The 26,998-nt window shown below is 58.9% G+C and carries 26 protein-coding genes and 1 tRNA gene; 18 read left to right on the plus strand and 9 right to left on the minus strand.

The window, feature by feature from the left end; genetic code table 11:
* Positions 1-73 precede the first annotated feature (73 nt).
* From KW838_RS23095 to KW838_RS23105, 3 genes are all read left to right on the plus strand, one after another.
* Complete coding sequence (locus KW838_RS23095; RefSeq protein WP_218503694.1) at positions 74-2,986, plus strand: aminotransferase; 2,913 nt, start codon at positions 74-76, stop codon at positions 2,984-2,986.
* Between the two features lie 275 nt (positions 2,987-3,261).
* Positions 3,262-4,368, plus strand: coding sequence for an agmatine deiminase (gene aguA, locus KW838_RS23100; protein ID WP_116580862.1), 1,107 nt, complete (start codon positions 3,262-3,264; stop codon positions 4,366-4,368).
* 244 nt (positions 4,369-4,612) lie between these two features.
* Entirely contained in the window at positions 4,613-4,825 is a 213-nt protein-coding gene (locus tag KW838_RS23105) for a hypothetical protein (RefSeq protein WP_007972820.1), read from the plus strand.
* A gap of 177 nt (positions 4,826-5,002) precedes the next feature.
* Here KW838_RS23105 and KW838_RS23110 read toward each other — a convergent pair whose 3' ends face one another.
* Complete coding sequence (locus KW838_RS23110; protein ID WP_218503695.1) at positions 5,003-7,096, minus strand: TonB-dependent siderophore receptor; 2,094 nt, start codon at positions 7,094-7,096, stop codon at positions 5,003-5,005.
* Between the two features lie 263 nt (positions 7,097-7,359).
* Between KW838_RS23110 and KW838_RS23115 the strand changes: the two genes are divergently transcribed.
* The 15 genes from KW838_RS23115 (at position 7,360) to rffA (ending at position 19,686) form a co-directional block, all read left to right on the plus strand.
* A complete protein-coding gene (locus tag KW838_RS23115; RefSeq protein WP_218503696.1) occupies positions 7,360-8,031 on the plus strand; it encodes a DsbA family protein in 672 nt (223 codons plus the stop codon).
* A gap of 259 nt (positions 8,032-8,290) precedes the next feature.
* The gene (locus KW838_RS23120) at positions 8,291-9,577 is read left to right on the plus strand and encodes an OprD family porin (RefSeq protein ID WP_218503697.1); all 1,287 of its coding nucleotides are present in this window, start codon (positions 8,291-8,293) and stop codon (positions 9,575-9,577) included.
* Between the two features lie 166 nt (positions 9,578-9,743).
* Positions 9,744-10,058, plus strand: a complete 315-nt coding sequence (locus tag KW838_RS23125) for a type II toxin-antitoxin system RelE/ParE family toxin (protein ID WP_218503698.1) — start codon at positions 9,744-9,746, stop codon at positions 10,056-10,058.
* On the plus strand, positions 10,058-10,348 hold the full coding sequence (locus tag KW838_RS23130) for a DNA-binding transcriptional regulator (protein WP_218475718.1): 291 nt from the start codon (positions 10,058-10,060) through the stop codon (positions 10,346-10,348). Before KW838_RS23125 ends, KW838_RS23130 begins: the two co-directional genes overlap by 1 nt.
* Before the next feature lie 264 nt (positions 10,349-10,612).
* Positions 10,613-10,834 (plus strand): 4-oxalocrotonate tautomerase family protein, encoded by a 222-nt coding sequence (locus KW838_RS23135; RefSeq protein WP_007972813.1) that lies wholly within the window; start codon positions 10,613-10,615, stop codon positions 10,832-10,834.
* A complete protein-coding gene (locus KW838_RS23140; protein ID WP_218503699.1) occupies positions 10,831-11,487 on the plus strand; it encodes a DsbA family oxidoreductase in 657 nt (218 codons plus the stop codon). Before KW838_RS23135 ends, KW838_RS23140 begins: the two co-directional genes overlap by 4 nt.
* A 44-nt stretch (positions 11,488-11,531) precedes the next feature.
* Entirely contained in the window at positions 11,532-12,242 is a 711-nt protein-coding gene (locus KW838_RS23145; RefSeq protein ID WP_218503700.1) for an SDR family NAD(P)-dependent oxidoreductase, read from the plus strand.
* Between the two features lie 484 nt (positions 12,243-12,726).
* Positions 12,727-13,950 (plus strand): hypothetical protein, encoded by a 1,224-nt coding sequence (locus KW838_RS23150; protein ID WP_218503701.1) that lies wholly within the window; start codon positions 12,727-12,729, stop codon positions 13,948-13,950.
* Positions 13,947-14,639, plus strand: a complete 693-nt coding sequence (locus tag KW838_RS23155; RefSeq protein WP_102700249.1) for a WbqC family protein — start codon at positions 13,947-13,949, stop codon at positions 14,637-14,639. Before KW838_RS23150 ends, KW838_RS23155 begins: the two co-directional genes overlap by 4 nt.
* Positions 14,636-15,577: a glycosyltransferase family 2 protein gene (locus KW838_RS23160; RefSeq protein ID WP_217836904.1), complete on the plus strand. Its 942-nt coding sequence runs from the start codon at positions 14,636-14,638 to the stop codon at positions 15,575-15,577. The genes KW838_RS23155 and KW838_RS23160 overlap by 4 nt, the downstream gene beginning before the upstream one ends.
* Positions 15,574-16,236, plus strand: a complete 663-nt coding sequence (locus tag KW838_RS23165) for an acetyltransferase (protein ID WP_218503702.1) — start codon at positions 15,574-15,576, stop codon at positions 16,234-16,236. Before KW838_RS23160 ends, KW838_RS23165 begins: the two co-directional genes overlap by 4 nt.
* A gap of 30 nt (positions 16,237-16,266) precedes the next feature.
* Positions 16,267-17,187, plus strand: coding sequence for a hypothetical protein (locus tag KW838_RS23170; protein WP_218503703.1), 921 nt, complete (start codon positions 16,267-16,269; stop codon positions 17,185-17,187).
* A 23-nt stretch (positions 17,188-17,210) separates the two neighbouring features.
* Positions 17,211-17,603 (plus strand): GtrA family protein, encoded by a 393-nt coding sequence (locus KW838_RS23175; RefSeq protein WP_371317885.1) that lies wholly within the window; start codon positions 17,211-17,213, stop codon positions 17,601-17,603.
* A gap of 68 nt (positions 17,604-17,671) precedes the next feature.
* Positions 17,672-18,490 (plus strand): class I SAM-dependent methyltransferase, encoded by an 819-nt coding sequence (locus KW838_RS23180; RefSeq protein ID WP_371317886.1) that lies wholly within the window; start codon positions 17,672-17,674, stop codon positions 18,488-18,490.
* A 50-nt stretch (positions 18,491-18,540) separates the two neighbouring features.
* Complete coding sequence (gene rffA / locus KW838_RS23185) at positions 18,541-19,686, plus strand: dTDP-4-amino-4,6-dideoxygalactose transaminase (protein ID WP_256358946.1); 1,146 nt, start codon at positions 18,541-18,543, stop codon at positions 19,684-19,686.
* Positions 19,687-20,008: 322 nt separating this feature from the next.
* On the opposite strand, the gene KW838_RS23190 is transcribed toward rffA, so the two are convergent.
* From KW838_RS23190 to KW838_RS23225, 8 genes are all read right to left on the minus strand, one after another.
* Entirely contained in the window at positions 20,009-20,998 is a 990-nt protein-coding gene (locus KW838_RS23190; protein WP_218503704.1) for an Abi family protein, read from the minus strand.
* 320 nt (positions 20,999-21,318) lie between these two features.
* Positions 21,319-21,394: transfer RNA gene (locus tag KW838_RS23195), tRNA-Thr, on the minus strand.
* Positions 21,395-21,472: 78 nt separating this feature from the next.
* Entirely contained in the window at positions 21,473-22,297 is an 825-nt protein-coding gene (locus tag KW838_RS23200) for an FkbM family methyltransferase (RefSeq protein WP_218485847.1), read from the minus strand.
* A gap of 343 nt (positions 22,298-22,640) precedes the next feature.
* Positions 22,641-23,870 carry a methyltransferase gene (locus KW838_RS23205; protein ID WP_218503705.1) on the minus strand — a complete coding sequence of 410 codons (1,230 nt, stop codon included), beginning with the start codon at positions 23,868-23,870 and terminating at the stop codon, positions 22,641-22,643.
* A complete protein-coding gene (locus KW838_RS23210; RefSeq protein ID WP_015093059.1) occupies positions 23,851-24,540 on the minus strand; it encodes an ABC transporter permease in 690 nt (229 codons plus the stop codon). The genes KW838_RS23205 and KW838_RS23210 overlap by 20 nt, the downstream gene beginning before the upstream one ends.
* Complete coding sequence (locus tag KW838_RS23215) at positions 24,537-25,232, minus strand: ABC transporter permease (RefSeq protein WP_015093060.1); 696 nt, start codon at positions 25,230-25,232, stop codon at positions 24,537-24,539. The genes KW838_RS23210 and KW838_RS23215 overlap by 4 nt, the downstream gene beginning before the upstream one ends.
* Positions 25,233-25,304: 72 nt before the next feature.
* Positions 25,305-26,054 carry an ABC transporter substrate-binding protein gene (locus tag KW838_RS23220; RefSeq protein WP_218503706.1) on the minus strand — a complete coding sequence of 250 codons (750 nt, stop codon included), beginning with the start codon at positions 26,052-26,054 and terminating at the stop codon, positions 25,305-25,307.
* A 13-nt stretch (positions 26,055-26,067) separates the two neighbouring features.
* A complete protein-coding gene (locus tag KW838_RS23225; protein WP_218503707.1) occupies positions 26,068-26,841 on the minus strand; it encodes an ABC transporter ATP-binding protein in 774 nt (257 codons plus the stop codon).
* Between the last annotated feature and the right edge of the window lie 157 nt (positions 26,842-26,998).

The raw sequence follows: 26,998 nt of genomic DNA on the forward strand, positions 1-26,998 counted from the left end.
GGCTTGCGGGGGGTTGCGTATCGCCCGAAGCAGTGGCGATATAGGCGCCTAATAAAATTTCAGGGGTTGTTGTATGCCGCTCGCCACGTTGATTCATCGCGCCAGTTTGCCCAGCCCGCAGGTATCTGCGGAGCAAGCGCTAGAGCTGCTGGAGGAACATTACGGGTTCAGCGGCAGACTGCAGGCCCTCGGCAGCCAGCAAGACCTGAACTACCGCGTCGACAGCGAGCGGGGACGTTTCGTCCTGAAAATCTGCCGTGGCGACTACTCGGTCGTTGAGCTTCAGGCGCAGCATGCCGGGCTCAAGCACTTGGGCGCGCACCCCGATGTCCATGTGCCGCGTGTTATCGCGGCGAAAAACGGTGCAGAGCTGCTGTCTCTGGACGTGGGCGGCCAGGCAGTGCACGTTCGCCTGCTCGACTACATCGAAGGCCAGCCGCTGACGAGCCTTGGCCATTTCAACCCGACGGTGGTGTCCGGTTTCGGTCGCCTGTGCGGTGAAATGGACCTGGCCCTGGCGGACTTCGACCATCCGGGCCTGATACGAACCCTGCAATGGGACGCCCGCCACGCTCACGCCCTGATCGCGCACTTGCTGCCGGTGATCAAGGATGAAGCCCAGCGCAAACTGATCGTCGACGCGTCCGCACAAGCCGAGCGGCATTTGCAGCCGCTGGAAGCCAAACTGCCGGTGCAGGCCATTCATATGGACATCACCGACGACAACGTGGTGTGGCAGCGCGATGCGCAACGCCATTGGCAACTGCAAGGCGTGATCGATTTCGGTGACCTGGTGCGTACCTGGCGCATTACTGATCTGTCGGTCACCTGCGCCGCGCTGCTGCATCATGGCGAGGGCGATCCGTTCTGCATTTTGCCGGCAATCCAGGCTTACCACGCGGTCAACCCCTTGCAACACGAAGAGTTGCTGGCGCTGTGGCCGCTGATCGTCGCCCGTGCGGCGGTGCTGGTGCTCAGTGGCGAACAGCAGGTCAACATCGATCCGGGCAATGCCTACAGTCGCGATAACCTGGTCCATGAGTGGGAAATCTTCCGGGTGGCCACGTCGGTGCCGCTGGCCTTGATGGAAGCGGCGATCCTTACCGCCGTCGGCCAGAACCTGCCCACCATCGGCAGTGAAGGCTTTGCACCGCTGTTGCCAAGCCTGGTGGGGCGAGAGTTCGCCTTGATTGATCTGGGGGTGCTCAGCCCGCATTTCGAGGCCGGAAACTGGGAGCAGGCGGGTGTCGATCAGCGTCTGCTGGATGAAGCGGCCGCGGCGCATGGCCTGGCGGCCAGTCGCTATGGACAGTACCGCCTGTCCCACACCCGCCCGGACAGCGCCACTGAACCGGACACTTGCCCCTTGCACGTTGAACTGCGTGTCCCTCAGGGCACGACGGTCGAAGCACCGTTTGCCGGTGTGGTGCACCAGCCGTCGGCGGGCGTGCTGCAACTGGATGGCCCGCAATTGAGTGTGCGGCTTTGGGGTGTCACGCCGTCGCTGCACAACGGCGCGGCACTGGTCAAAGGCCAGGTGCTGGGTTCGGTCAGCGGGCCGTTGATCCTGCAGTTGAGCCGTGGCGCGTCGATCGATGCGCCGTTGTTCTGCACGCCATCGCGCGCTGCTGCCTGGCAGGCACTGTGCCCATCTCCTGCGGCATTGCTGGGGCTGGCCTGTGATGCCGAAGCAGAGCTCGACGGCGCGACCTTGCTGGCCCGGCGTGACGCCAGTTTCGCCCGTACGCAAAAACATTATTACGTCGACCCGCCGCGCATCGAGCGTGGCTGGCGCAACCATTTGATCGACATGCAGGGGCGCTCCTACCTCGACATGCTCAACAACGTCGCGGTATTGGGCCACGGTCATCCGCGCATGGCGGCGGTCGCCAGTCGCCAGTGGTCGTTGCTCAACACCAATTCGCGTTTCAACTATGCGGCCGTGGCCGAGTTCTCCGAACGCTTGCTGAAACTGTCCCCTGACGGCATGGACCGCGTGTTCCTGGTCAACAGCGGCAGCGAGGCCAACGACCTGGCGATTCGCCTGGCGTGGGCCTACAGCGGCGGTCGCGACATGCTCAGCGTGCTGGAGGCCTATCACGGCTGGACGGTAGGTGCCGACTCGGTGTCGACCTCGATCGCCGACAACCCCAGGGCCTTGAGCAGCCGCCCGGACTGGGTACACCCGGTGACCGCGCCAAACACCTATCGCGGTGAATTCCGTGGCCCCGACAGTGCGCCGGATTATGTGCGCAGCGTCGAGCACAACCTGGCGAAAATCGCCGAGCAGAAACGCCAACTGGCCGGTTTCATCTGCGAACCGGTGTACGGCAATGCCGGTGGTATCTCGCTGCCACCGGGCTATTTGAAGCAAGTCTATGGCATGGTCCGGGCCCAGGGTGGCGTGTGCATCGCCGACGAAGTGCAGGTCGGCTACGGACGCATGGGCGATTTCTTCTGGGGCTTCGAAGAGCAAGGCGTGGTGCCGGACATCATCACCATGGCCAAAGGCATGGGCAACGGCCAGCCACTGGGCGCGGTCATCACCCGCCGGGAAATCGCCGAGGCACTGGAGGCCGAGGGTTATTTCTTCTCGTCCGCCGGTGGCAGCCCGGTCAGCTGCCAGGTCGGCATGGCCGTGCTGGACGTGATGGAAGAGGAAAAACTCTGGGAGAACGCCCAGATCGTTGGCGGCCACTTCAAACAGCGCCTCGAAGCGTTGATCGATATTCATCCGTTAGTGGGCGCAGTGCATGGTTCCGGTTTCTACCTGGGCGTCGAGTTGATCCGCAACCGCGACACCCTGGAGCCGGCCACCGAGGAAACCACCGCACTGTGCGATCGCTTGCGCGAGCTGGGGATCTTCATGCAGCCGACCGGCGATTACCTGAACATCCTCAAGATCAAGCCGCCGATGGTTACTTCGCGCCAGAGCGTGGATTTCTTCGTGGACATGCTGTCGAAGGTGCTGGCGGAAGGCCTGTAAACACATTCCCCCTGTGGGAGCGAGCTTGCTCACGATAGCGGTCTTTCAGTCGAAAAATCTGTGACTGACACGGCCCCATCGCGAGCAAGCTCGCTCCCACAGAGGTGGTGGTGTTAATTCGATTGATATCGGCTTTCTGTCGGTTATTTTTGTAATCGTCGATTGAGGGTGCTTTAAAAGCCGATATTTATCGGATATAAAGTGACCAGTCCACGGCGTGTACCCATGCGCTTTCTTTTCTGTCAGGCATCAACGCCACTCCGGAGTCCTGAGTCATGACCACGTTGAACAGCACCCCTCGCGCCGACGGCTTCTACATGCCAGCCGAATGGGCCCCCCAAACCCAGACCTGGATGATCTGGCCCGAGCGCCCGGACAACTGGCGCCTGGGTGGTAAACCGGCACAAGCCGCGCACGTGGCCGTGGCCAAGGCCATCGCCCGTTTCGAACCGGTCACCGTGGCGGTCTCCGCCGGCCAGTACGAAAACGCCCGTGCCCGTCTGGACGTGCCGAATATTCGCGTAGTGGAAATGTCCAGTGACGACGCCTGGGTCCGCGACTCCGGTCCGACTTTCGTCATCAATAACAGTGGCGAAGTCCGTGGCGTGAACTGGGACTTCAATGCCTGGGGCGGTTTTGACGGCGGCCTGTATTCGCCGTGGAACCGTGACTCGCAGGTCGGCGGCAAGATCCTCGAGATCGAGCGCAGCCCGCGTTACCGCACCGAAGGCTTCGTACTTGAAGGCGGTTCGATTCACGTCGACGGCGAAGGCACGCTGATCACCACCGAAGAATGCCTGCTCAACCGCAATCGCAACCCGCACCTGAACCGCGAAGAAATCGAAGCGGTCCTGAGTGCGAACCTGGCTGTGGATAAAATCATCTGGCTGCCGGACGGCTTGTTCAACGACGAAACCGACGGCCATGTGGATAACTTCTGCTGCTACGTGCGTCCGGGTGAAGTGCTGCTGGCCTGGACCGATGATCCGCAGGACCCGAACTACCCGCGCTGCCAGGCGGCGATGAACGTGCTGCAAAGCAGCACCGACGCCAAGGGTCGCCCGTTCACGGTGCACAAAATGCCAATCCCGGGCCCGCTGTTTGCGACCGAGGAAGAATGTGCCGGCGTCGATCCGGTGGACGGTACTCAGGAACGTAACCCGACTGTGCGTCTGGCCGGTTCCTATGTGAACTTCCTGATCGTCAACGGCGGCATCATTGCGCCGTGCTTTGACGACCCGCAGGATGGCCCGGCAAAGGAAATCCTGCAGAACCTGTTCCCACAGCATGAAGTGGTGATGGTGCCTGGTCGCGAACTGTTACTGGGGGGCGGCAATATTCACTGCCTTACCCAGCAGCAACCCGCGCCGCACAAGGAGTGAGTGAGGTTGTAACATCTTGAGTTGACTGCGAAATTTCTCAAGCTGTAAATCAGCCTCCCGCCATGCACAGAACCCGCAGCCCTTCAGGGTTGCGGGCTTTTTTGTATCTGCCAGGCCACACTTCAGACACCTTGGCACAGCTCTTGTATCTCTGCGGTTGTAACTCGGGGAGGGGGAGAACTTCGATGTTCTGTCATAAACCTTGGATAAGTTAGCCGCTCACAAACCGGGAGAGAGCGCTGAAATGAACGCCGAAGTGAACGTAGTGAGCGACAAGGCGTTGCATCCCCTGGCCGTAAATAGCGAATCGCTCCAGATTCTGGCGCACTGGTTCAAGTCCAATGGAATGCGTCAGATCAGTGAAACTGATCCGCGCCGGACGATGATCGAGCGTTACCCTGCTGGTTTATTCAGCGAGGCGGAACTGGATGCGTTGTGGGATGTAATGGAAGGATAAGAAGAACAACAACGGATTGATCAAGAAAAAGCGCTGCCGGGATGGCAGCGCTTTTTTTTTCAGCACACTGAACCCTGTGGGAGCGGGCTTGCTCGCGAAAGCGGTGTGTCAGCATCGTTGCCATTGGCTGACACCACGCCTTCGCGAGCAAGCCCGCTCCCACAGGTTTTTTGGTGTCTAGAAGCTGTAGGTGCCCGTCACCACCAAACTACGCGGTGCCCCCGGCTGGATCTGGAATGCACTGGTCGCCGACGAGTAATACGTCTTGTCGCTGATATTGTTCAGCGCTGCGCGCAAATCCCAATCCTTTTGACGGAAGCCCGCCAAGGCGTCCCAGCGGCCATAACCCGGCAACACGACGGTGTTGAGGTTGTCGGCATAGCGGTCGCCAACCAGGGTCAAACCGGTTTCGGCATACCAGCCCATTTCCGGTTTCCAGGTCAGGAACAGGCTGCCGTTGTGCTTGGCCACGTTGTTGATGCGCTTGCCTTCCAGGCCGTTGTTGTCCTTTTCGATGGTTGCGTCCTGCAGACCCACGCCACCGCGCACGTACCAATTGCCGGTAATCCTGCCGGCGGCTGTCAGCTCGATCCCGCGTGAACGTTGCAGCCCGGAGAGCAGGGTAATGGTCGGGTTGTTCGGATCGCTGGTGCGGCGGTTGTAGAGTTCCAACTCGTAGATGGCCAGCGTGGTACTCAAGCGATCGTCGAGCCAGTCACTCTTGACCCCGATTTCCTTCTGTTTGGTCAGCTCCGGGCTCAGGTCATTGCTGTTGCCCGCAGCGCCCGGAGTGATGCCGATCAAGCCACCACCGACTGGCGAGAACGTCTTGCTCCAGGACGCGTAGAAGGAGTGATTTTGCAGCGGCGTCCAGACCACGCCAACGCGAGGGCTGGTGCTATGGCTGTCACTGTCTTCGGAAATGTTGCGCACCTTGTTGGTCGACTCGATATCGAACGTGTCGTAACGCAGGCCGGCGAGCAACTGCCATTGATCGTTCAGGCGCAGTTGATCCTGCACATACACCGCCCGGCTTTCGACCTCGGTATGGGTGTTGCTCGACACCACCATGCGCCCGGTATGACGCAAATTGCGGTCGGGGGTGTACAGGTCCAGCGCCGGCACCGGGGAGCTGCCCGGCCCGGAAGTGGCGGCGGTGTACAGCAGCGGGTCGCGGCGCTGGCTGCCGATCTCGATGCCGGTGAGCAGGCGGTGCTCCAGGCCGAAAGTCTCGAAGCCACCTTCCAGCTCGACGTTGTTGTAGACGTTGCGGGTATTCAGGTCCTGCTGCCAGTGCTGGCGCGTGACCTTGTTGGTGGCCGGGACATAGCCGCTCAAGTAAGTATTGTCGAAATCGCTGTCGAGCTTGAACACACCCAGGGTTTGGCGCAGCTGCCAGTTGTCGCTCAGTTCATAGGTGAGTTTCGAACGCAGGGATTGCGCCTTGTCGTCGATGAAATCGTTTTCACTGCCGTAGGTGGTATCGCGTCCTACGTCGGCCGGGCGACCGTCTACACCGGGGATGCCACGATCCGGCGTGCGGTTGTAGCGGCTGTATTCGTACTGCACCAACCAGTTCAGGTCGGGTGTCAGCTGCCAGCTCATCGAGGGTGCGAACAGCTGGCGATTGCCACTCACGCCATCGCGGAAGCTGTTCTCGTCCATGTTGCCCATGTTCAGGCGCAGGCTGATGTTCTCGGAAGGATCGGTACTGAGGTCGGCATACAGGCTGCGCAAGTCCTCGCTACCGCCTTGGGCCTCAAGGGTCGAGCGGCGACCGAACTCGGGCAGTTTGCTCACCCGGTTGACGATCCCGCCCTGGCTGCCACGGCCATACAACACGGCGGCAGGGCCTTTCAGGACGTCGATGCGTTCGATGTTGTGCAAGTCGCGCACGTACTGGCTGTCGTCGCGGATGCCATCGAGATAGAAATCGTTGCTGGCGTCGAAACCGCGGATGCGCAGGCTGTCGAAGCGTGTGTCGGCGCCGCTGCTGACGTTGGGGATGCCACTGAGCGCCGTGCCCAGATCGTTGGTGCCGTAATCCATCACGTTCGAGGTTTTGATCGAGTCGATGGCTTGTGGCACGTAGCGCACCGGCGTGGCGGTCCGGGTCGCTGTGTTGGTTTCTGTCACGCGCGGGTCGTCGGCTTCAGCTTCGGCGCTGATCGATGTCGCAGGCAAGGTGGTCGGTGCAGCATAGGAAAAACCGGCAGACAACAAGGCAGAGAGCCCAAGGCTGTAGGGCGCAAGGCGAAAAGGGGCAGGCATTGAAGAGCGCATCCGTAGGATTTTTAGGTTGAAGCATGTGGAAGGCGCGAATAGTAATGCTTGTCATTTGCTGTCGTTAGTAGTTATTGAGAACTGGTCTCATTTGATTGTTTCGAATTGTTTCTTGGTTGATACAAAGGGTTTACGCAGTCATTCGACCGATTCAAGCAACAGACTGAAAGCTGATACGGCGTTTTTCCGGGGTTGCTACGGCACTAATCTGTCGACATCGAATTTTCCTGAATTTCTGTCGGAGCTTTCCCATGATCCTGCATTACATCTACGACCCGTTGTGCGGTTGGTGCTACGGCGCCAAACCGCTGGTGCAAGCCGCCCAGGCTGTGCTGCCCGTGCTTGCCCACGGCGGCGGCATGATGACGGGGGCCAATCGGCAAAGGGTTTCGCCACAACTGCGCAGTTACGTCATGCCCCATGACCGGCGCATTGCCGAATACAGCGGGCAGCCGTTCGGTGAAGCCTATTTCGAAGGTTTGCTGCGAGACCACAGCGCTGTGTTCGACTCGGCTCCACCGATCGCTGCGGTGCTGGCTGCCGAGCAAATGGCGGGTCGCGGGCTGGAGTTGCTGGGGCGTTTGCAAAGTGCTCACTACGTGGAAGGGCGCCGCATCGCCGACGATTCGGTACTGTTTGAACTGGCCAATGATATGGGGTTGGACCCTCAAGCCTTCGAAAGAGCCTTCGGGGCAGCCGACACCGAAGGCCATATCAAGGACAGCCGGGCTTTGCTGGCCAAGGTGGGCGGGCAGGGGTTTCCGACCCTGGTACTTGAACACAATGGCCAATTCACCCTGATCGATATCGGACCCTGGCTGGGCAAACCCCAGGCATTTGCACAGTGGCTGGGTCAGTCGCTGCCGGAGCAGCACTCATCCCATTCCGTAGCAGCCTGTGGTCTCGAAGGCTGCGCCGATTGAATATTCCTGCCGCGTAAAGCAATTTCTTAGACGTTTTTCGCCTATTTCTAGAAGATTCATGAAATTGACACGTCGTTAAGGGCGCCGCTACGATTCGGCCCAACGCCTGTGGCCGACCGCCACGACTCAAAAACAATAAAAGGCCCGCCGCGAGAAATCGTGGGCGGGCCTTTTTGTTTTCGCCTCGAAATAAGAGCGCCATAGCGCCGTTTCGGCCATTCGACACAGCGCGTATCAACCGCATCAAGGAAAAAACAAAATGTTGAACAAGAGAATCAGCCTGATTGCTCTGGGGATGTTGAGCGCTACACAGGCCATGGCGAACGACCAGGCCGAATCCAAGGGTTTCGTTGAAGACAGCAGCCTCAAAGTGCTCCTGCGCAACGCCTACATGAACCGTGACTACAAAGACGGCAACCCGGATAAATCCGAGTGGGGCCAGGCCGCCATCGGCACGTTCTCGTCCGGCTTCACCCAAGGCACCGTGGGTGTGGGTGTGGACGCTTTCGGCCTGTATGCACTGAACCTGGAGCGCAGCGAAGACCGTAGCGGCGCGCAAGGCATCGACTTCTTCAAAAAGGGCGACAGCGGCCAGCCGGCTGACGACTTGTCCAAGGGCGGCGCAGCGATCAAGTTCCGCCTGTCCAGCACCACCCTCACCTACGGCGACCAGATGCCGGCCTTGCCGGTGCTGAGCTACGACAACTCGCGCCTGCTGCCGGAAAGCTACACCGGTACCCTGATCACCTCCAGGGAGATCAAAGGCCTGCAACTGGACGCCGGTCGCTTCACCGCCGAATCGCGTAAAAGCGCCGAAGGCCGTGACAGCGGTGGCTTGAAGTCGATCAACGTATTGGGCGGTAGCTACCAGTTCTCCGAACAATTCAAGGCCGCGCTGTACGCTTCCGACGTCGAAGACGTGCTGAAGAAGCAATACGTGAACGCCAACTACGTGTTCCCGATCGACAAGGATCAGTCCCTGACCCTGGACTTCAACGGCTACCGCACCAAGTTGGACGACTCCTACGTCCGCGAAAACGGTATCACCGGCGACGACAACAAAATCTGGAGCCTGGCGGCTACCTTCGTCACCGGCCCGCACTCGTTCACCCTCGCGCACCAGCGCAGCACCGGTGACAGCAACCTGGGCTACGCCTACGGCGGCTACCAGAAAGATCAAGGCCGCATCGGCGACGGTGGCAACACCATCTACCTGGCGAACTCCTACTGGTCCGACTTCAACGCCGAAGACGAACGCAGCTGGCAACTGGGCTACGGCCTGGACTTCAGCACCTTCGGTGTACCGGGCCTGAGCTACAACTTCGCCTACGTACGCGGTGACAACATCACCACGTCCACCAGCGAAGGCGGCACCGAGCGCGAGATCTTCAACCAGATCAAATACGTCGTCCAAAGCGGCCCGGCCAAAGACCTCAGCGTGAAACTGCGCAGCTCGGTCCTGCGCGTGTCGCAGAAGTCCAGCGAGTACAACGTCAGCGGCAATGAAGTGCGTGTGTTTGTGGATTACCCGATCAATATTTTCTGATGATGGGGTGTGGTGTCGAGGCCTGATGCAAGGCTGAGAAAGAAAAAGCCCCGACTGGTTCGGGGTTTTTTTTGAATAAAAACGCTGAAATGAAAGACTAATTGCCCTTAACTATCCTGACACCTAGAATTCATGCTATACGCCATTGACGCATAGCAGGGACTGCATGATCTTCATCGAGACGCCGATTTTTACCGCTGACCTTCCAGGTCATCTGGGCGATCACGAATATGGAGAATTTCAACAGTATCTCGCCGAACATCCCGAGGCTGGCGCTTTGATCGAGGGCACTGGCGGGCTTAGAAAAATTCGCTGGGCCGCGCATGGCAGGGGCAAGAGTGGTGGCGTAAGGGTGATCTACTATCACGTAACCTCTGCTTTTCAGATACGTTTGCTACTGATTTACCGGAAAGGGATTCAAGACACCCTTTCGGATAGAGAAAAAGCAGTTCTTTGTGCCATCAATAAAGGATGGAAATAATGGAAAAAAATCTCTTCGATCGTCTTGTTGAAAGCATGACGCAGATGGATGAGATCGACCGAGGTGAGCGAGAGCCCTCGCGCGAATTCCATGTCGATGCTGCACAGGTCAAAAAAATTCGCCTCGCCACGGGACTTTCCCAAGCCGCGTTTGCCAAGCGAATTGATGTTCCCGTGGGAACGTTACGCAATTGGGAGCAAGGACGGCGTGATCCTGAGGGGCCTGCCCGTGCGTTGTTGCGAGCGATTCATAACGACCCGGAACATGTACTTGCAGCGTTGGGTCACTGATCAGTCAATCTCAGTTTAATGATTGCGGCGTTTCCAGCCTCCGTCACAAAAAACGCAGCCTACCAAGGCTGCGTTTTTTGTTGGGCGCGGGTCGCCTTGACCCGGATGAGTCTTGCAGTCATGCATTTTCGGTATGCCATACTCATTACATCACGTAATGAATGAAGTTCCCGCCCCCACCTTTATCCCCTCCCGCCAACCCCATACATTCATCTCCAACGCCTCTCCCATCATCCCGACGGGAAGGTCACTGGAGTTGCCCTCATGCCTTTCGTAACCGTACGCATCACTCGCGATGGCGTTACCACTGAGCAGAAAGCTCAGGTGATCGCCGAAATCACTGAAACACTGGAACGCGTCCTCAACAAGCGCCCTGACCTGACCCACATCGTGATCGAGGAAGTCGACACCGATAACTGGGGTTACGCCGGTATCACCACCACCCAGTACCGCAAGCAACTGGCCGAGGCGGAGGGCAAGTCATGACGTCCTCGGTCACCATCGATTTCATCTCCGATGTGGTGTGCCCCTGGTGCGCGCTGGGGGCGACGGCGCTGGAGCAGGCGATCGAGAACGTGGCCGGGGAAGTCTCGGTCGAGCTGACCTACAAGCCGTTCGAATTGAACCCGAACATGCCGGCTGAAGGTGAGCCAGCGGTCGAGCACCTGATGCGCAAGTACGGGCGCACGGCTGAAGACGTCGCCGCCGGCAAGGCCATGCAGATCGCTCGCGGCGAGGCCATTGGCTTCAAGTTCGATCTGGAGAAGCGCACGCATTTCTACAACACCTTTGATGCGCACCGCTTGCTGCTGTGGGCGTTGCAGGAAGGGCGGCAAGTCGAGCTGAAGAAGGTGCTGCTGCGGGGCTATTTCAGCGAAGGCCAGAACCCGAGTGATCACCAGGCGCTGGTGAGTCTGGCGACTGAAGCGGGGCTGGACGGGGCAGCTGCACAAGAGGTGCTGGCGTCCGGTGCGTTCGCCGCTGAGGTGCGGGAGCTTGAAGCGTACTACCAGCAGCGCGGCATCAATTCGGTGCCGGCCATGGTGCTGAACGGTCGCCACCTGGTGTCCGGCTCGCAATCGGTCGAGTACTACGAACAGATGTTGAGAGAAATGGCCAAGGCACCGGCCGACGCCTGATTACAGATTTTCTACCCCACTTTTTATTGTCAGAGGTCTTCATCATGAGCATTTCGAAAAAAGTCATCGTTATCACCGGCGCATCCCAAGGTCTCGGCGACGGTATGGTCAAAGCCTTTCGTGAACTCGGTTACCGGATCGTCGCCACTTCGCGCTCGATCAAGCCGTCCACCGATCCGGACATTCTCACCGTGGCCGGTGACATCGGTGAGCCGGAAACCGCCCGCCGCGTCATCCGTGAAGCGATGTCCCGTTTCGGTCGCATCGATACCCTGGTCAACAACGCCGGGATCTTCATCGCCAAGCCGTTCACCGCGTACACCGCAGAAGACTACGCCAATGTGTTGTCGGTGAACGTCAATGGCTTCTTCTTCATCACCCAACTCGCCATCGCCGAGATGGAAAAGCAAGGCAGCGGCCACGTCGTCAACATCACCACCAGCCTGGTGGACCACGCCATCGACGGCGTGCCATCGGTCTTGGCTTCGCTGACCAAGGGCGGCCTCAACGCGGCAACCAAATCCCTGGCCATCGAATACGCCAAGCGCGGGATCCGGGTGAACGCGGTCAGCCCGGGCATCATCAAGACCCCGATGCACGGCGCAGAAACCCATGAAGCACTGGGCAATCTGCACCCGCTCGGGCACATGGGCGAGATAGACGATATTGCGCAGGCGGTCGTGTATCTGGACGGCGCCAAGTTTGTCACTGGCGAAATCCTGCACGTGGATGGCGGGCAGAGTGCAGGTCACTGAGGCCTGATTTTCCGGACGACAGAAACAACAAAGCCCTCGTATTTCTACGAGGGCTTTTTTTTAGGGCGCCGGCACCAGGAATCAAACCCTGGAACTACTGATTACAAGCGGCTTGTCCCGGCGTTTTTCCATGATTCGCCAGATAACTAAAACCAGAAAAATCCCTTGTATACGAAATAAGGAAAAGACCATTGGCAGCTTCGCCAACACCCGCCCACGACTGGAAAAGTACGATGAATCAATTCGCCATTCTCCAGGGGGAGCGCTTCACCAGACCGTACATCTAGATTATGATCGCGCTGCCGCCTGACCGTAATCCCCTATAACTACGGGCCATTCCCCCGATCGCTACCCGATTCTTACCTCGTTTGGCAGCAAATGCCGCGTTGGGCCTCCCGCACTGGCACCAATTATCCCAAGCGTATTGCGAATATTAGAAAAGATGATCTTTATAAAAAATAATAAGCTTTTCTCCTGCTTATACTTGCTGGCAGTCGTCATAACCATCGGCGTGGTGTACTCACTGGGCTTCCGGGAAGCGGCAAGCCAGATTGCGATGGCGCCCGAGCGCCTGAGAAACTTCACGTTCCCCATCTGGGAGCAACACGCTTTTTCGCAGCACGGTTTCCTCGTCTTCTATTCGATGGAGGACTACGCAAAAAAGATCGCGTATTCCAACCACTCCACGGCTTATCTGTTCTACATGTACGCCCTCTATAAAGTGGAAATGTATGTGTCGGCATTACCGATGAGAGTGACAGGGGCTTTCCTGAACATTATTTCGCTGGCAGGCGTTACGTTCTTTTTTCTGTCCCGTCTGGTGGAAAAGCGCCTGGCATTCGGTCAGGGGCTGCTGATTCTGTTATCGGTCGTATTCATGGTGTCGATGCCGGGATTCTGGATTACTTCGGCCAGATTCAACGTCGACAATACGTTCCCATTGATATTTGCGTTCCAGGCGCTGGCTGCGTTCTTGATCTGGAAAAATCCGGAACGGTCCGCAGCGGTCATGACCGTGATCGTGTTGTTTGCCGTGTTTTCTCCGATCTCGGCAGCGTTGCTGGGGCTCGCCTTGATGGTTTGGGCATGCCGCAGCGACGGTCTCGACAGACGGATGTGTCGTCTGGCATTGGTGGCCATCGTGGCGGCCGTTGCCTTCTATCTGCCGTCCCCACTGATATCGAAGGCACTGGGTTTCACCTCGTCGAACAGCGGCTGGCTGTTTCGCGCTGGCCTGGATGGCGACACCACTTATTTCACCAACATCCTGAAGTCGGTACTTGTTCCGCAGTTCCCGCGGCCATTTGGGACCATCGCCGTGCCGATCCTGTTCCTGGTAGCCCAGTTGGCCTGTTTGCGCATGATCAAACGGCGTGAACCTGCCGGTGTTGCGGCACCGACGGGGACCTCCCCGTTGGCCGGCATCGGCCTGTTCTACTTCCTGCTTTTTTCGCAATACGTGATGACCAGCCTGCTGTGGCCGCAGGCCGTTGCCATTCATCCGTACCTGTATGACTACCTGCTGATGGCACCGGTTTTCGTCGCGATTGTTCTGAATTTTGCGTTCAAACCTTCACCGGTTGCGTTGCGTTTCTGGGCGCTGGCGCTGTTGTTCTGCATTTCTTTCCATCTCCAGCAGGTCGCGCAGGCAAAATGCCAAGGGTGTTACTTCCCGGGCGCCTGGGACGCGAGCATCAAGCAACCATGAAGACGGTCGCCATTCTCCAGTCGAACTACATACCCTGGAAGGGCTATTTCGACATGATCGCGGCGGTCGATGAGTTCATCCTCTACGACGACATGCAGTTCACCAAGAACGACTGGCGCAATCGCAACCTGATCAAGACGCCGCAAGGCGTCCAGTGGCTCAGCGTGCCTGTCGGGCAAGGCATCAGCCGCCGCATTCGCGATGTCGAGCTGGCCCCTGCCTGGCAGGTCAAGCACTGGAAAACGCTGCAGAGCAACTATCGGCGTGCGCCTTTCTTCGATGAGGTCGCCCAGTGGCTCGAGCCGCTCTATCTGGCGGAGACCCACACGGGCCTGTCGTCGATGAACCGCAAGTTCATGGAAGCGATTTGCCGATACATCGGTATTGAAACCCGCATTACGAATTGCTGGGACTATGTGTCTGCCGGCGACAAAACCCGGACTGCCCGCCTGGTGGACCTTTGTCAGCAGGCCGGTGCGACGCAATACCTGTCGGGGCCGGCGGCAAAGGACTACATCGAGGCGCCGCTGTTCGACGACGCCGGCATTGCGCTGCAATGGTTCGATTACGCCGGCTTCCCCGAGTATCCGCAACTGTGGGGGGAATTCACCCATGGCGTCACCGTCCTGGATCTGCTGTTCAATTGCGGCAAGGACGCGCGCCGTTACATGAGGCATGTCAAAGCATGAAGCTGTCCATCGTCGCCACGCTTTACCGCTCGGCCAAGTTCATCGAGGAGTTCCATCTCCGTGCAAGCCAGGCGGCACAACAACTGGTCGGAGACGATTACGAGATCGTACTGGTCAACGACGGCTCGCCCGATTCAAGCCTGGAACTGGCCGTCCAGTTGAGCGAAGCCGATCACCACGTGGTGGTCGTCGATCTCTCGCGCAACTTCGGCCACCACAAGGCCATGATGACGGGCCTGCGACATGCCCGCGGTGAACGTGTCTTCCTGCTCGATAGCGACCTGGAGGAAGATCCGGCATGGTTGCTCTCGTTCAGCGAGCAGATGGAGCGCGAAAAGGCCGATGTGGTCTACGGTGTCCAGCAGCAGCGAAAAGGCAAGCACTTCGAGCGCTGGACCGGGCAGGTGTTCTACAAGCTCTTCCGTTTCCTCAGTGGGCTGGATATGCCCGACAATATCGTCGTCGCCAGGCTGATGTCGCGCCGCTATGTGGACGCGCTGATTCAGCACGACGAACGCGAGTTGTTCATGGCGGGCCTGTGGGTCATCACCGGTTTCGATCAGCGTGCGCAGACCATCGACAAGCGCAGTCGTGACGAGACGACCTACACGCTGGGCAAGAAAGTGGCGCAACTGGTCAATTCGATTACTGCCTTCAGCAGTGCACCGCTGGTGGGAATCTTCGTGGTGGGCTGCGCGATTTTCCTGCTGTCGGCCGCCTACACGAGCTTTCTCGTCGTCAACTGGCTGCTCCTGGCAAACCCACCCAGCGGCTATACGTCGCTGATGGCTTCGATCTGGCTGCTCGGCGGCCTGATCATCGCATTCGTCGGCGTGGTCGGGATTTATCTCGCCAAGATCTATTCCGAAGTCAAACAGAGACCCTACACTATCGTCCGGAACGTCTACCGTCAGGCTGAGACGCGGAGCATCGAATGAAAAAACTCATTATTTTTGGTCTCACCGACGCCGCCGAGCTCGCACTCTATTATTTTTCCAACGACTCCGACTATCAGGTCGAGGCGTTTGCCGTCGATCCCGCCTACATGCCGGACGACAAGAGCTTCATGGGATTTCCGGTGGTGGCATTCGATGAAGTCACCCAGATCTACCCGCCAGACCGGTATGTCTTTTTCGTCGCGCTCGGCTATTCCAAGCTCAACCAGATCCGCAAGGAAAAATATCTGGCAGTGAAGGCCCTGGGCTACGAAATGGTCAGCTACATCAGTTCCCGAGCCTCGGTGCTGACAGAGGACATCGGCGAGAACTGCTTCATCCTGGAAGACAATACCGTTCAGCCCTTCGTGCGCATCGGCAACAACGTGACCCTGTGGAGCGGCAACCACGTCGGACATCATTCGCGTATCGAGGACCACTGTTTCCTGGCCTCGCACATCGTCGTATCCGGCCGTGTGACGATCGGGGAAAGCTGTTTTCTCGGCGTCAATGCAACCCTTCGCGATCACGTCACCATCGGCGAGAAATGCATCATCGGCGCCGGTGCCCTGATTCTTGGAGATGCCGCTGCCGAAGGCGTGTACGTCGGACAAGCCACCGAACGGTCGCGCGTGCCGAGTACCCGCGTCCGGAACATCTGAAGACCCTCATCATTGGCGTGAAGACATCCCATGTGGAAAAAACTAGGCAAGATATTCTGCGCAGAAGGGCAGAGCGATTGGTTGCATTCTCACGCGATGATTCCCATTGCTGAGCAAGTGGACGGCGACCTGTATCGCATCTACTTCTCATCGCGTGACAAGCATAATCGCGGACACGGCGGCTTCCTCGAGATCGACATGCAGGACCCGACCAAGGTCTTGCGCGTCCATCCGGATCCGGTCCTCGAACCGGGCGACCTCGGATGTTTCGACGACAGTGGTGCCTTGCCCAATTCGATCGTCAACGTCGGTGGCCGCAAGCTGCTGTACTACACCGGGATCAACCTGGGCGTAACGGTGAAGATCCGCAATTCCATCGGCCTGGCCGAATGGAACGAGGCCAGCCAGCGCTTCGAGAAGCTGTTCCGCGGCCCCGTCATCGACCGCACCCGCGATCTTCCTCACTTCGTCGCCACCCCCGAGGTGCAGTTCGAGGCCGGACGATTCCGGGCCTGGTTCACCTCCTGTGTGCGATGGGAGCAAGGCCCTTCGGAAGCGAAGCACTTCTATCATCTCGAGTATGCCGAGTCCGCCGACGGGATCGAGTGGGAGCGCGACGGCACGGTTGCCATCGGGTTCCGTGACGAACACGAGTACGCCCTGGGTGTGCCGCGCGTGCTCAAGGATGCGGACATGTACCGGATGTGGTTCTGCTCCCGCGCCACGAAGGACTGCCCCACCTACCGGATCCGCTACGCGACCTCGTCCGATGGCGTGCAATGGACGCGACACGATGAGCAGGTGGGAATCGACGTATCGGAATCGGGTTGGGATTCGGAGATGATCTGCTACCCGTTCGTCTTCGATCATGCCGGTCGACGCTACATGCTTTATAACGGCAACGGCTATGGCAAGACGGGTTTCGGGATTGCCGTCTGGGGAGACGAGTGATTCTCATGCAGCGCTGGCGGCCCGTGATCAGGCCCATTCTGCGTTACGCAGTCGTCGGCGTCGCCTGCAATGCCATCGGCTATGCGGCCTACCTGGCATTGACGTGGCTGGGCATCCCCTTCAAGCTGGCCATGAGCTTCCTGTACGTGCTTGGCATCTGCATCAGCTTCCTGGGCAACCGCAACTGGGCGTTCGAGCATCGCGGCAACGTCGTGGGGACGGCCTGGCGCTTCGGCCTGGCGCACGCAGCCGGCTATTTGCTCAACCTGGCCTTGCTGACGGTGTTCGTCGACAAGCTGGGATATCCTCATCAGTGGGTCCAGGCCGCTGCCATTTTCGTTGTAGGAGGTTTCTTGTTCGTCGTCTTCAAGCTATTCGTCTTTCGTCATGACCAACCGGATGGGAACCAGGCGTGAAGATCTGTTCTGAATGCGAGACGCCGTACGCCTCGGAGCAATGGACATGTGCCCAGTGTGGACATCAGGTGGCTCGAAAGAACGGTTTTGCCGCGTTTGCGCCAGAACTCGAGGACAAGCAGGAAGGCTTCAAGGCCGACTTCTACGAGACCTACGCGCATCTTGAAAGCGACCATTTCTGGTTCCGGGCGCGTGGCAGGTTGATTACATGGGCGCTGACGAAATATGCGCCGCGCATGCGTTCATTTCTGGAAATCGGGTGCGGTACCGGCTTCATTCTGAGTCGGGTCGCCGTGGCGCTTCCGAAGGCCAGGTTGCTTGGCAGCGAGATGTTCTCGACCGGGCTGAAGTTTGCCTCCTCTCGCTTGCCCGGTGCGGAGTTCGTGCAGATGGATGCGCGCGATATCCCTTACATCGACGAGTTCGAAGCGATTGGCGCGTTCGATGTCATCGAGCACATCGAGGCGGATACCGTGGTGCTCCAGCAGATGCACCGTGCCCTGAAGCCCGGGGGAATCATGCTGTTGACCGTGCCCCAGCATCAGTGGCTGTGGAGCCAGGTGGATGAATATTCCTGCCACGTGCGGCGCTACGATGCCGCCGACCTGCATCGCAAGGTGGAAGAGGCGGGGTTTTCCGTCGTGCGCAGCACATCGTTCGTCTCGTTACTGCTGCCGGCAATGATGATTTCACGCGGCGCCAAGAAGCAACAGCGGGGCGATACGAGCGAGACTGCCGAATTAGCGGTACCCAAGGCGCTCAATGTGCTGTTTGGTCTCGTGATGTGGCTGGAGTGTTTGCTCATCAAGGTGGGCGTGAGTTTTCCGGTCGGTGCTTCCAGGCTGCTTGTCGCCCGGAAAAAGAGTGGATCTCCCCACTTGGCATAACGACGTAATGTCTAGTTCGACCCGACTAAAATCTGCGTGCGAAGGCCCAAATGGTGGAAGACAAAAAGATCCAGTTCAATCGCCCCTACATGACGGGGAAAGAACTTTATTACATCGCTGAAGCCAAGTTCGGCAACATCCTCGCCGGCGATGGCCCGTTCACCAAACGGTGCCATGAGTGGTTGACCGAACGTACCGGTTCGAGCAAGGCCTTGTTGACCCACTCGTGCACGGCAGCGCTGGAAATGTCCGCGTTGTTGTTGGACATCCAGCCGGGCGACGAGGTCATCATGCCCTCGTTCACGTTTGTTTCCACGGCCAATGCCTTCGTTTTGCGCGGCGGGGTTCCCGTGTTCGTCGATATCCGTCCGGATACCCTGAACCTGGACGAGACGCTGATCGAGGCGGCCATCACGCCGCGTACCAAGGCAATCGTGCCGGTTCATTATGCGGGCGTGAGTTGCGAGATGGATACGATCATGGAGATCGCCCAGCGTCACAACCTGAAGGTGGTCGAGGATGCGGCGCAGGGGGTCATGGCCGCTTACAAGGGCCGGGCTCTGGGCAGTATCGGTGACTTCGGCGCCTTCAGCTTCCATGAGACCAAGAACGTCATTTCGGGCGAGGGCGGCGCATTGCTGGTCAATGATCCTGCCTATGTGTTGCGCGCAGAAATCATCCGCGAAAAAGGCACTGACCGTAGCCGTTTCTTCCGCGGCGAGGTCGACAAATACACCTGGCAGGAAGTCGGGTCGTCATTCCTTCCAGGGGACGTGACTGCCGCGTTTCTCTGGGCACAGCTGGAAGAGGCCGAACACATCACGCAGTCGCGGCTTGCCATCTGGCAGCGGTATCACGATTTGCTGGCGCCGCTAGAAACCAGCGGGGCACTGCGCCGCCCTATCGTGCCGGCCGACTGCCAGCACAACGCGCACATGTACTACGTGCTGCTGCCCGCCGACGTGCCGCGACAACCGGTGCTCGATGGCCTCAAGCGAGAGGGCATCAATTCGGTCTTCCATTACGTGCCCCTGCACTCCTCGCCGGCTGGCCAGCGTTACGGCCGTGTCCATGGCGCCATGGACAACACGGTGAACCTCTCGGAACGCTTGCTGCGACTGCCGCTGTGGGTAGGCATGTCGGACGAGCAGCAGGAACGTGTGGTGGAAGTCTTGCGGGGCGAGCTGTGTCGCTGACTCGACAGGCACTCTTGCTGGAGCTTGGCACGATCTCGAGCCCGAGTTTTATCGCAGTCGCTTTCGGCTCGGCGCGTTCTTTGTAGCCCAGGAAGGCCAAGTACTCCGCCAGTGTGCGTGGTCTGAAGCGAGTTTCGGCTTCGTGGCGCTATCTGGGGAGTCCTTTCGACGTAAAACCAGCGCGGGAGCCCACCGAGCAGTGCAGCGAGGTTGTTGATCTATATGGTGCCGGCACCAGACGAACGGTATGTTTCGGGGGGGCGCGGACTTCGAAGGAGTGGCCGGGGGATAGTGCAGACGATGCTAGCAGTTTCTGGCTTCCTTATTCCAAACACCATTGCTGCTGATGTTTCCAGTCATTTGGAAATCCCATAAGTCTCAAATAACCCAGTTCCTGCTGATCCATGATTTCGGCCAGGCGAAGTTTCCACTGGCTGTCTGGACTGATCAGGTCGGTTAGATAGGCCAGTATCGTCAATACGATGTATAGCCGCTGCTTGGGCTGAGGCCGGTCAGCAGGTGCATTTTGGATGATCCACTCTTTGGGTAAGGCCGGTCGTATCGAGAGCTCTCGGTTCCATAGCCGTGAGTGATGGGCGCAGCAGTTTCGAATGAAAGTCAGGGTGTGTAGCCAGGAGGCCAATACATCGAAAGGCAGATTGAATCTGGCGGCGATAGCTTTCTTATCGGCACTTCTGCCTATGGCATTGAAGAGGGTAGATACCGTCCCAAGGCTGAGTTCTTCAAGAACCGCCCAAGCGGGCGGCAACTCAGGGTGGACATAGGTCGCTCCGTAATATCGGAAGTAGTTATCGCGCATGCGGTTTTCGATCCGCTGTTGTTGGAGCCCTTCGGCCTGTCGACCATTTTTTATGCGCTCAATATCACGTCTGAGTTTGTTGCGCTCTTTATTCAATTGCTCCCGCAGTGGGCGCAATAACTCGAGATGCGCGTATGACGAGGAGAACACTGACGCGTCAGCTATCCAGTCAGGCCCATATTTAGGGCACATGTGATTGCTGATAGTCGCTCGTATGGCGACTTCGACACGTTCGATGGCATCCATGGTTATGCGTCGCAACGAACCATCGAAGCGGTAGATGTCGACAACTGCTTTCAGGGTGCTACCGGGCTTGAAGGTATGTTCAGGGTCTGGCTCCTGGAAGGGACGCATATAGGGGCTCAGGCGAAACAGCGTGACCACTTCGAGAAAACGCATGGCCCGATCGTCGTTGGCGACGTGCAGGCCTCGTTGCTTTAGCAGTTCCAATTGCTGTTCTACGCTGAGGGCCGGCTTGTCGAAGGGCCTCATGTAGTTTTCTCCAGGCAAAAAAAACCCGCACGATTTGAGCTTGCTGACTGGGTCAACCTAGGCTTGGCGGGTGTGTTGGGGTGCATTATAGGTAGCTGGAGGAGGTCGTCAACTTCATGCTGAAGTGAAATTGTAACGGGTATGTGTTCAGGCAGATTTGGGTGGGCAACCGGATCCGCGTTGGGATCGAAATCTGAAGATCAAAAGATCGCAGCCTTCGGCAACTCCTACAGGGGGGGGGCGGGGTGCTATTTAGGCGTTGGATTTCTGGATGCCAGAAACAACAAAGCCCTCGCATTTCTGCGAGGGCTTGTTCTGTATGGTGCCGGCACCAGGAATCGAACCCGGGACCTACTGATTACAAGTCAGTTGCTCTACCATCTGAGCTATACCGGCGTGTCAGGGCGACGATTATAGCGATTGGATAGGTTCTGTAAACCCCTGAATTCTGACTATTTTTACGCGGGCTTCGGGTCAGGCGCGCAGCAGGGTTTTCTTGAGTTTCTGAATGGCTTTCCAGGTTCGACTGTTTTGCATTGCGCGTAGCTGTGCTTCGGCCTGTTCGGCGCGTTGCAGGGCGGCGGCGAGTTGCTGTTCGGCATCGCCGACGGGGTGGCTGAAGTTGTGGCCTTTGCAGAACTGGAACTCGTCCAGGTTGCACGGCGGGATGTCGAAGGCGGGTTTGAGGTTCAAGTGTTCTTCGGCGAGGTAGTAGGTATTGATGCCGTCGAACAGGATGGACTGGTAGCCGGCGCCGGTAACGAGGGTTTCCCAGGTCTGGTCGCGCTCCCACGGGGTTTCGATGAGGATGACCCACGGCCGCCACTGGGTGAAGTCCATGCCGCGCAGGACGGTCTCTTCGTGGCCTTCGACGTCGATCTTCAGGAAGTGGATAGCGCGGCCCTGGGCATGTTCTTCGCAAATGGATGTCAGGGTGCGGGATTGGACGGTTTGGCTGCGCACGTCCATGCCGGCGTCTTTGTGCATCTGTGCCATGGCCGGGTCGACGGTCGAGAGGCCGGTGTCGGCGATGCCGTAGAAGGTCAGGCTGTCGGCGCTTTCGCCGGCCACGCATTGCAGGTTGGTGTCCTTGGGGCGTTGCTGGCACAGGGCTTCGTAGTAGTTGGGCATCGGTTCGACGTTGATACCGGTCCAGCCGTTGTCGTAGAAGGCCTTGGTGACCGAGTCATGGGTGGGATCGTTTGCCCCGACGTCGATGTAGAAGCCGTTCTCGACGGTCTTGAGGGCGCGCCACAGGCGTATGTCTTCGAAATTCTGTGCGTAGGAAATGAACGTCACTGGCGCATCCTGTCGGAGGAATGTTCTTGTTCGTGGCCGCGCTGCCGGCGCCCTTGAGTGTGTGTATATCAAGAGTAGTGAAAGGGTGCAATTTCCCCTGTCTGCGGTCCGGGATTAGGCGTTTATGTCGTTTTGGTTAAATGCTTATGCACAATGGCATTGGCGGCGCACTGGGTTTAGGCCGAATTTGTGGATCCGTTCTCATTTGTCCGCAAATGCCTGTTTTTTCGATTTTTTATGCGGGTGTACAAAAAATGAACAGTTTGGATTTAGCCCTGAAACAGGCGTAGATATTGGATCCACGATTATTTCATCAACAGAGTTATCCACAGGCTGGCTGTGTTTAAGCGCGTTCGGCCAGGAGCAGGAAATTACGCGGCGTGAGCGGGGTTTTGCAGAAGGTGCCGACGCGGATGCTGTAGCCCTGCTCGGCGAGGAAAAGTGCCCGGTCAAGAACCAGCCAAAGCTCCAGCGGACGTCGGAAAAGTCCACGTAGTAGTTCAAGGTTGCGCACTTCGGCCAGTCGCTGCCAACCGGCGGCTTCGAGGGCTGGCCAATCTTGCGGTCCGACTGTGGATAACTCTTTGAGTGCGGCCAGGTGATGGCAGTAATCGGCGAAGGGTTTGTCCAGCCAGGCGCTGGGCAGGGAAGGGGTTGCCAGGTACTCGTCCATGCCGCGCAGTTGCCGTTGCAGCAAGTCGAAACCCAGGCGTCGGGCCATGGAGGTGTCGCGTTGACGGCGCACGCGGGCGCCAGCGGTGACGGTTTCGCTCATGGGCAGCGCGAGATCGTCGAGGGAAAGCTGTAGGCCGGTGCCTTGGGCGGCCAAGGAAATCGGCGAGTATTTGGCAAGACTGATCCGGTTGTAGCAACACGGCGCAATGGCGAGTTGTTTGCAGCCTGTGGCGCTGGCGAGTTGAATCAGCCGCACATGCAAATCACCGCACGCGTGAAGCGCGACGGGCGTGTGGTGCGCACTCAGTAAAGTAGCTGCGTTTGCCGCGAGCACATCCTGTTCAATGTGCAGCGCATGCAGGTGATGACGCTGGCTGAGTGCCTGGCCGCTGGTTACCAGTGCCGGGTCGTATTCCAGGCAAGTCAGTTGTTGCCCCGGTTGCAGCAGGCGGCGCCCCAAGTGTCCCTTGCCCGAGCACCAGTCCAGCCAATGCTTCGGTGCTTCGGAAAACTGCAATCGACTGGCGAAGGCTTCGATCTGCTGCCATTTGCGCCCCGGTACATCGACGTTCAGTCGATGGCCGGCCGCTTCTAGTGCGTGAGCAGGCAATTCATCCACAGCACTCAAGGCAACGGACATCGATGCCAAGGAAGCAAAGGGTTCCGGCGCATTCAGAAGGGCGGGTTGATTGTGGGCGCTTTCCGCGTCTTCCAGCGACCGCTCGCGTAGCCATTCGGCCAGAGTTGGGTAGGACGCTTCCCAGGGAAGCTGCAGATGAGTGAATGGCCGAGGTTTCCACAGTGCCTGATGCTCTGTCAGAAAAGCATCCAGCGCGGTGAAGCGGGCGAGCAAGGCCTCGCCCGTCAACACGCAGCTATCAACGCCCTTGGCAGGCATCGACGCGCAACCAGCGCTCCAGCAGCTTGAAGCCGCGCACCAGCACGTAAGCCATCACCAGGTAGAACATGCCCGCGGCGAAGAAGATCTCCACCGGCAGGTAGGTCCGGGCAATGATGGTGCGGGCCATGCCGGTCAGTTCCAGCAGGGTCACGGTGCTGGCCAGGGCGCTGGCCTTGAGCATCAGGATCACTTCGTTGCTGTAGGCCGGCAGGCCGATGCGCGCCGCGCGCGGCAGCATGATGAAGAACAGCGCCTTGGGTTTGGACATGCCCAGTGCTCGCGCCGCTTCGATCTCGCCCGGTGGAATTGCCTGAATGGCGCCGCGCAGGATTTCGGCGATATAGGCCGCCGTGTGCAAGGTCATGGTCGCCGTGGCGCACCAGAACGGATCGCGCAGATAGGGCCACATCGAGCTGTTACGGATCGCGTCGAACTGCGCCAGGCCGTAGTAGACCAGGAACAGCTGAACCAGCAGCGGCGTGCCCCGGAAAAAGAAGATGTAGCCGTAGGGAAAGGCCCGCACCCACCACAGGCGCGACGAGCGGGCGATGCCCAGCGGAATGGCCAGCAGCAAACCGGCGATCACGGCGATGGCCACCAATTCCAGGGTCAGGGTCGCGCCCTGGGCCAGTTTCGGCAGCCACTTGATGATGACTTCCCAGTTCATTGGGTGCTCCTCGCGAAGCCGCGGGCGGCGCGCTTTTCCAGGAAGTGCATGCCGGTCATCGCCAGCACCGTCAGGCTCAGGTACATGAACGCGGCCACCATATAGAAGGTGAACGGCTGTTTGGACACGGTCACGCCGATTTGCGCGTGACGCATGATTTCTTCCAGGCCGATCACCGACACCAGCGCAGTGTCTTTCATCAGGATCATGAACAGGTTGCCCAGGCCGGGCAGGGCGATGCGCCACATCTGCGGCATGATCAGCCGGGTGAAGATGCGCCACTTCGACAGGCCCAGGGCCACGCCGGCTTCGCGATGGCCTTTGGGGATGGCGAGGATCGCGCCGCGGAACACTTCCGTGGCGTAGGCGCCGAAGCACAGGCCCAGCGCAATTACGCCGGCGGCGAAGGCGTTGAGTTCGAGGTCGGGGTTGCCGAAGAACTCGCCCAGGGCACGCATCAGGTTGACTGTGCCGAAGTAGATCAGCAGCACCCAGAGCAATTCCGGGATGCCGCGAACCAGGGTCGAATAAGTGCCGCCAAGCCATTGCAGCGGCTTGTACGGGGAAGTCTTGGCCAAGGCGCCGAGCAGACCGAGCACCAGCCCCAGGCACAGGGCCGAGAGTGCCAGTTTCACAGTCATCAGCGCGCCAGCGGCGAGCGCCGGGCCGAATCCGTAGAGGTCGATAATCATGGATTTCTTTTCAAATCGCGGCAGGCAAGGCCGAGAACCGGCGCCATCAGGCGCCGGTCGGGCAGGTCAGAATCAATAGATGCTGAACGGGAAGTACTTGTCGTTGATTTTCTTGTAGGTGCCGTCAGCGACGATTTCTTTCAGCGCGGTGTTCAGCTTCGCGCGGATCGGATCGTTTTTACGCACGGCAATGCCGATCTTGTCGCTTTCTTCCACCGGGTCGCCCTTGAACTCGTAGCTACGGCCAGCGTCGCTTTTCAGCCACTCGTAGTTGACGTACTTGTCGGCCAGGATGCCGTCCAGACGGCCGGAAGTCAGGTCGAGGTAGGCGTTTTCCTGGGTGTCGTAGAGCTTGATGGTGATGTCGTCACCATAGTTGTCTTCCAGGAAGGTACCGGCCAGGGTCGCGCGCTGGGCGCCGATGATCTTGCCTTTGACCGAGGCCTTGTCGGTCTTGAAGTCGACGTCTTTCTTGGCGATGAACTGCAGCTTGTTGGAGTAGTACGGGTCGGTGAAGTCCACCGCTTGCTTGCGCTCGTCGGTGATCGACATCGAGGAGATCAGGAAGTCGAACTTCTTGGCGTTCAGGGCCGGGATGATGCCGTCCCAGTCGGAGGTCACGACGGTGCACTCGACTTTCATCTTGGCGCACAGGGCGTCGCCGATCTCTTTGTCGAAGCCGACGACATTGCCACTGGCATCTTTATTGTTGAACGGCGGGTAGGCCGCTTCGATGCCCATCTTCAGGGTTTCGGCCATGGCACCAGCGCTGAACGCCAGGGTGGCGGCGGCAGCCAGGAAGACCTTTTTGTAGTTCTGCATGTGGGTAGCTCCGTTAGCGGTTGCTGGACATGAATTGTTTGCAGCGCGCCGAAAGCGGGTTTTCAAACACCTGCTGTGGCGATCCTTGCTCTTCTACCAGGCCCTGGTGGAGGAACACCACTTCGCTGGAGACCTGACGGGCGAAGCCCATTTCGTGGGTCACGAGCAGCATGGTGCGGCCTTCTTCGGCCAGCGCGCGGATGACATTAAGTACTTCCTGGACCATTTCCGGGTCAAGCGCGGAGGTGGGCTCGTCGAACAGGATGACCTTGGGCTGCATGGCCAGGGTGCGGGCGATAGCCGCGCGTTGTTGCTGGCCGCCGGACAATTGCGCGGGGTAGGCGTGGCGCTTGTCGGCGATGCCGACCTTGGCCAGCAGGGCTTCGGCCACTTCGATGGCTTCGGCCTTGCTCTGGCCGAGCACGCGACGCGGGGCTTCGATGATGTTGTCGAGCACGCTCATGTGCGGCCACAGGTTAAAGTTTTGAAACACAAAACCGATTTCGCTGCGCAGGCGATTGATCTGCTTGCCGTCGGCGGCCACCAGCTCGCCGTTCTTCGCAGTCTTGAGCTTGAGTTCTTCGCCGGCGACCAGGATCTGGCCCTGGTGCGGGTTCTCCAGCAGGTTGATGCAGCGCAGGAACGTGGACTTGCCGGAGCCGGAGGAACCCAGGATCGAGATCACATCGCCGTCGCGGGCGGTCAGCGAGATGCCTTTGAGCACCTCCAGCGAACCGTAGCGTTTGTGCAAGTTGCGGATTTCAAGCGCGGGCGTGGCCTCAGCCATGTGCGTTCCTCATATATGTTGCGCTCCTGCTGTTGGCGGCCTTCCTGGCGAGGCGGCCAACCTAGCATAGCGTTTCAATGGCAGCCAACAGCGCTACGGACAGTAAACGGCTGGCGTGTGGCAGGTTGTCGCATCGGCGCAGCAGACTGTCGCCCCA

The organism is Pseudomonas sp. PDM27 (assembly GCF_019219205.1).
Classification (GTDB): domain Bacteria; phylum Pseudomonadota; class Gammaproteobacteria; order Pseudomonadales; family Pseudomonadaceae; genus Aquipseudomonas; species Aquipseudomonas laurylsulfatiphila.

Excerpts from the sequence above, each read along its gene's own strand:
- KW838_RS23140 (WP_218503699.1), top strand. The coding sequence starts at position 10,831 with ATGACGTCCTCGGTCACCATCGATTTCATCTCCGATGTGGTGTGCCCC.
- KW838_RS23105 (WP_007972820.1), top strand. The coding sequence starts at position 4,613 with ATGAACGCCGAAGTGAACGTAGTGAGCGACAAGGCGTTGCATCCCCTG.
- KW838_RS23125 (WP_218503698.1), top strand. The coding sequence starts at position 9,744 with ATGATCTTCATCGAGACGCCGATTTTTACCGCTGACCTTCCAGGTCAT.
- KW838_RS23120 (WP_218503697.1), top strand. The coding sequence starts at position 8,291 with ATGTTGAACAAGAGAATCAGCCTGATTGCTCTGGGGATGTTGAGCGCT.
- KW838_RS23170 (WP_218503703.1), top strand. The coding sequence starts at position 16,267 with ATGTGGAAAAAACTAGGCAAGATATTCTGCGCAGAAGGGCAGAGCGAT.
- KW838_RS23215 (WP_015093060.1), bottom strand. The coding sequence starts at position 25,232 with ATGATTATCGACCTCTACGGATTCGGCCCGGCGCTCGCCGCTGGCGCG.
- KW838_RS23145 (WP_218503700.1), top strand. The coding sequence starts at position 11,532 with ATGAGCATTTCGAAAAAAGTCATCGTTATCACCGGCGCATCCCAAGGT.
- rffA (WP_256358946.1), top strand. The coding sequence starts at position 18,541 with ATGGTGGAAGACAAAAAGATCCAGTTCAATCGCCCCTACATGACGGGG.
- KW838_RS23165 (WP_218503702.1), top strand. The coding sequence starts at position 15,574 with ATGAAAAAACTCATTATTTTTGGTCTCACCGACGCCGCCGAGCTCGCA.
- KW838_RS23115 (WP_218503696.1), top strand. The coding sequence starts at position 7,360 with ATGATCCTGCATTACATCTACGACCCGTTGTGCGGTTGGTGCTACGGC.
- KW838_RS23160 (WP_217836904.1), top strand. The coding sequence starts at position 14,636 with ATGAAGCTGTCCATCGTCGCCACGCTTTACCGCTCGGCCAAGTTCATC.
- KW838_RS23110 (WP_218503695.1), bottom strand. The coding sequence starts at position 7,096 with ATGCCTGCCCCTTTTCGCCTTGCGCCCTACAGCCTTGGGCTCTCTGCC.
- KW838_RS23190 (WP_218503704.1), bottom strand. The coding sequence starts at position 20,998 with ATGAGGCCCTTCGACAAGCCGGCCCTCAGCGTAGAACAGCAATTGGAA.
- KW838_RS23220 (WP_218503706.1), bottom strand. The coding sequence starts at position 26,054 with ATGCAGAACTACAAAAAGGTCTTCCTGGCTGCCGCCGCCACCCTGGCG.
- KW838_RS23095 (WP_218503694.1), top strand. The coding sequence starts at position 74 with ATGCCGCTCGCCACGTTGATTCATCGCGCCAGTTTGCCCAGCCCGCAG.
- KW838_RS23210 (WP_015093059.1), bottom strand. The coding sequence starts at position 24,540 with ATGAACTGGGAAGTCATCATCAAGTGGCTGCCGAAACTGGCCCAGGGC.
- KW838_RS23205 (WP_218503705.1), bottom strand. The coding sequence starts at position 23,870 with ATGCCTGCCAAGGGCGTTGATAGCTGCGTGTTGACGGGCGAGGCCTTG.
- KW838_RS23155 (WP_102700249.1), top strand. The coding sequence starts at position 13,947 with ATGAAGACGGTCGCCATTCTCCAGTCGAACTACATACCCTGGAAGGGC.
- KW838_RS23130 (WP_218475718.1), top strand. The coding sequence starts at position 10,058 with ATGGAAAAAAATCTCTTCGATCGTCTTGTTGAAAGCATGACGCAGATG.
- aguA (WP_116580862.1), top strand. The coding sequence starts at position 3,262 with ATGACCACGTTGAACAGCACCCCTCGCGCCGACGGCTTCTACATGCCA.
- KW838_RS23135 (WP_007972813.1), top strand. The coding sequence starts at position 10,613 with ATGCCTTTCGTAACCGTACGCATCACTCGCGATGGCGTTACCACTGAG.
- KW838_RS23225 (WP_218503707.1), bottom strand. The coding sequence starts at position 26,841 with ATGGCTGAGGCCACGCCCGCGCTTGAAATCCGCAACTTGCACAAACGC.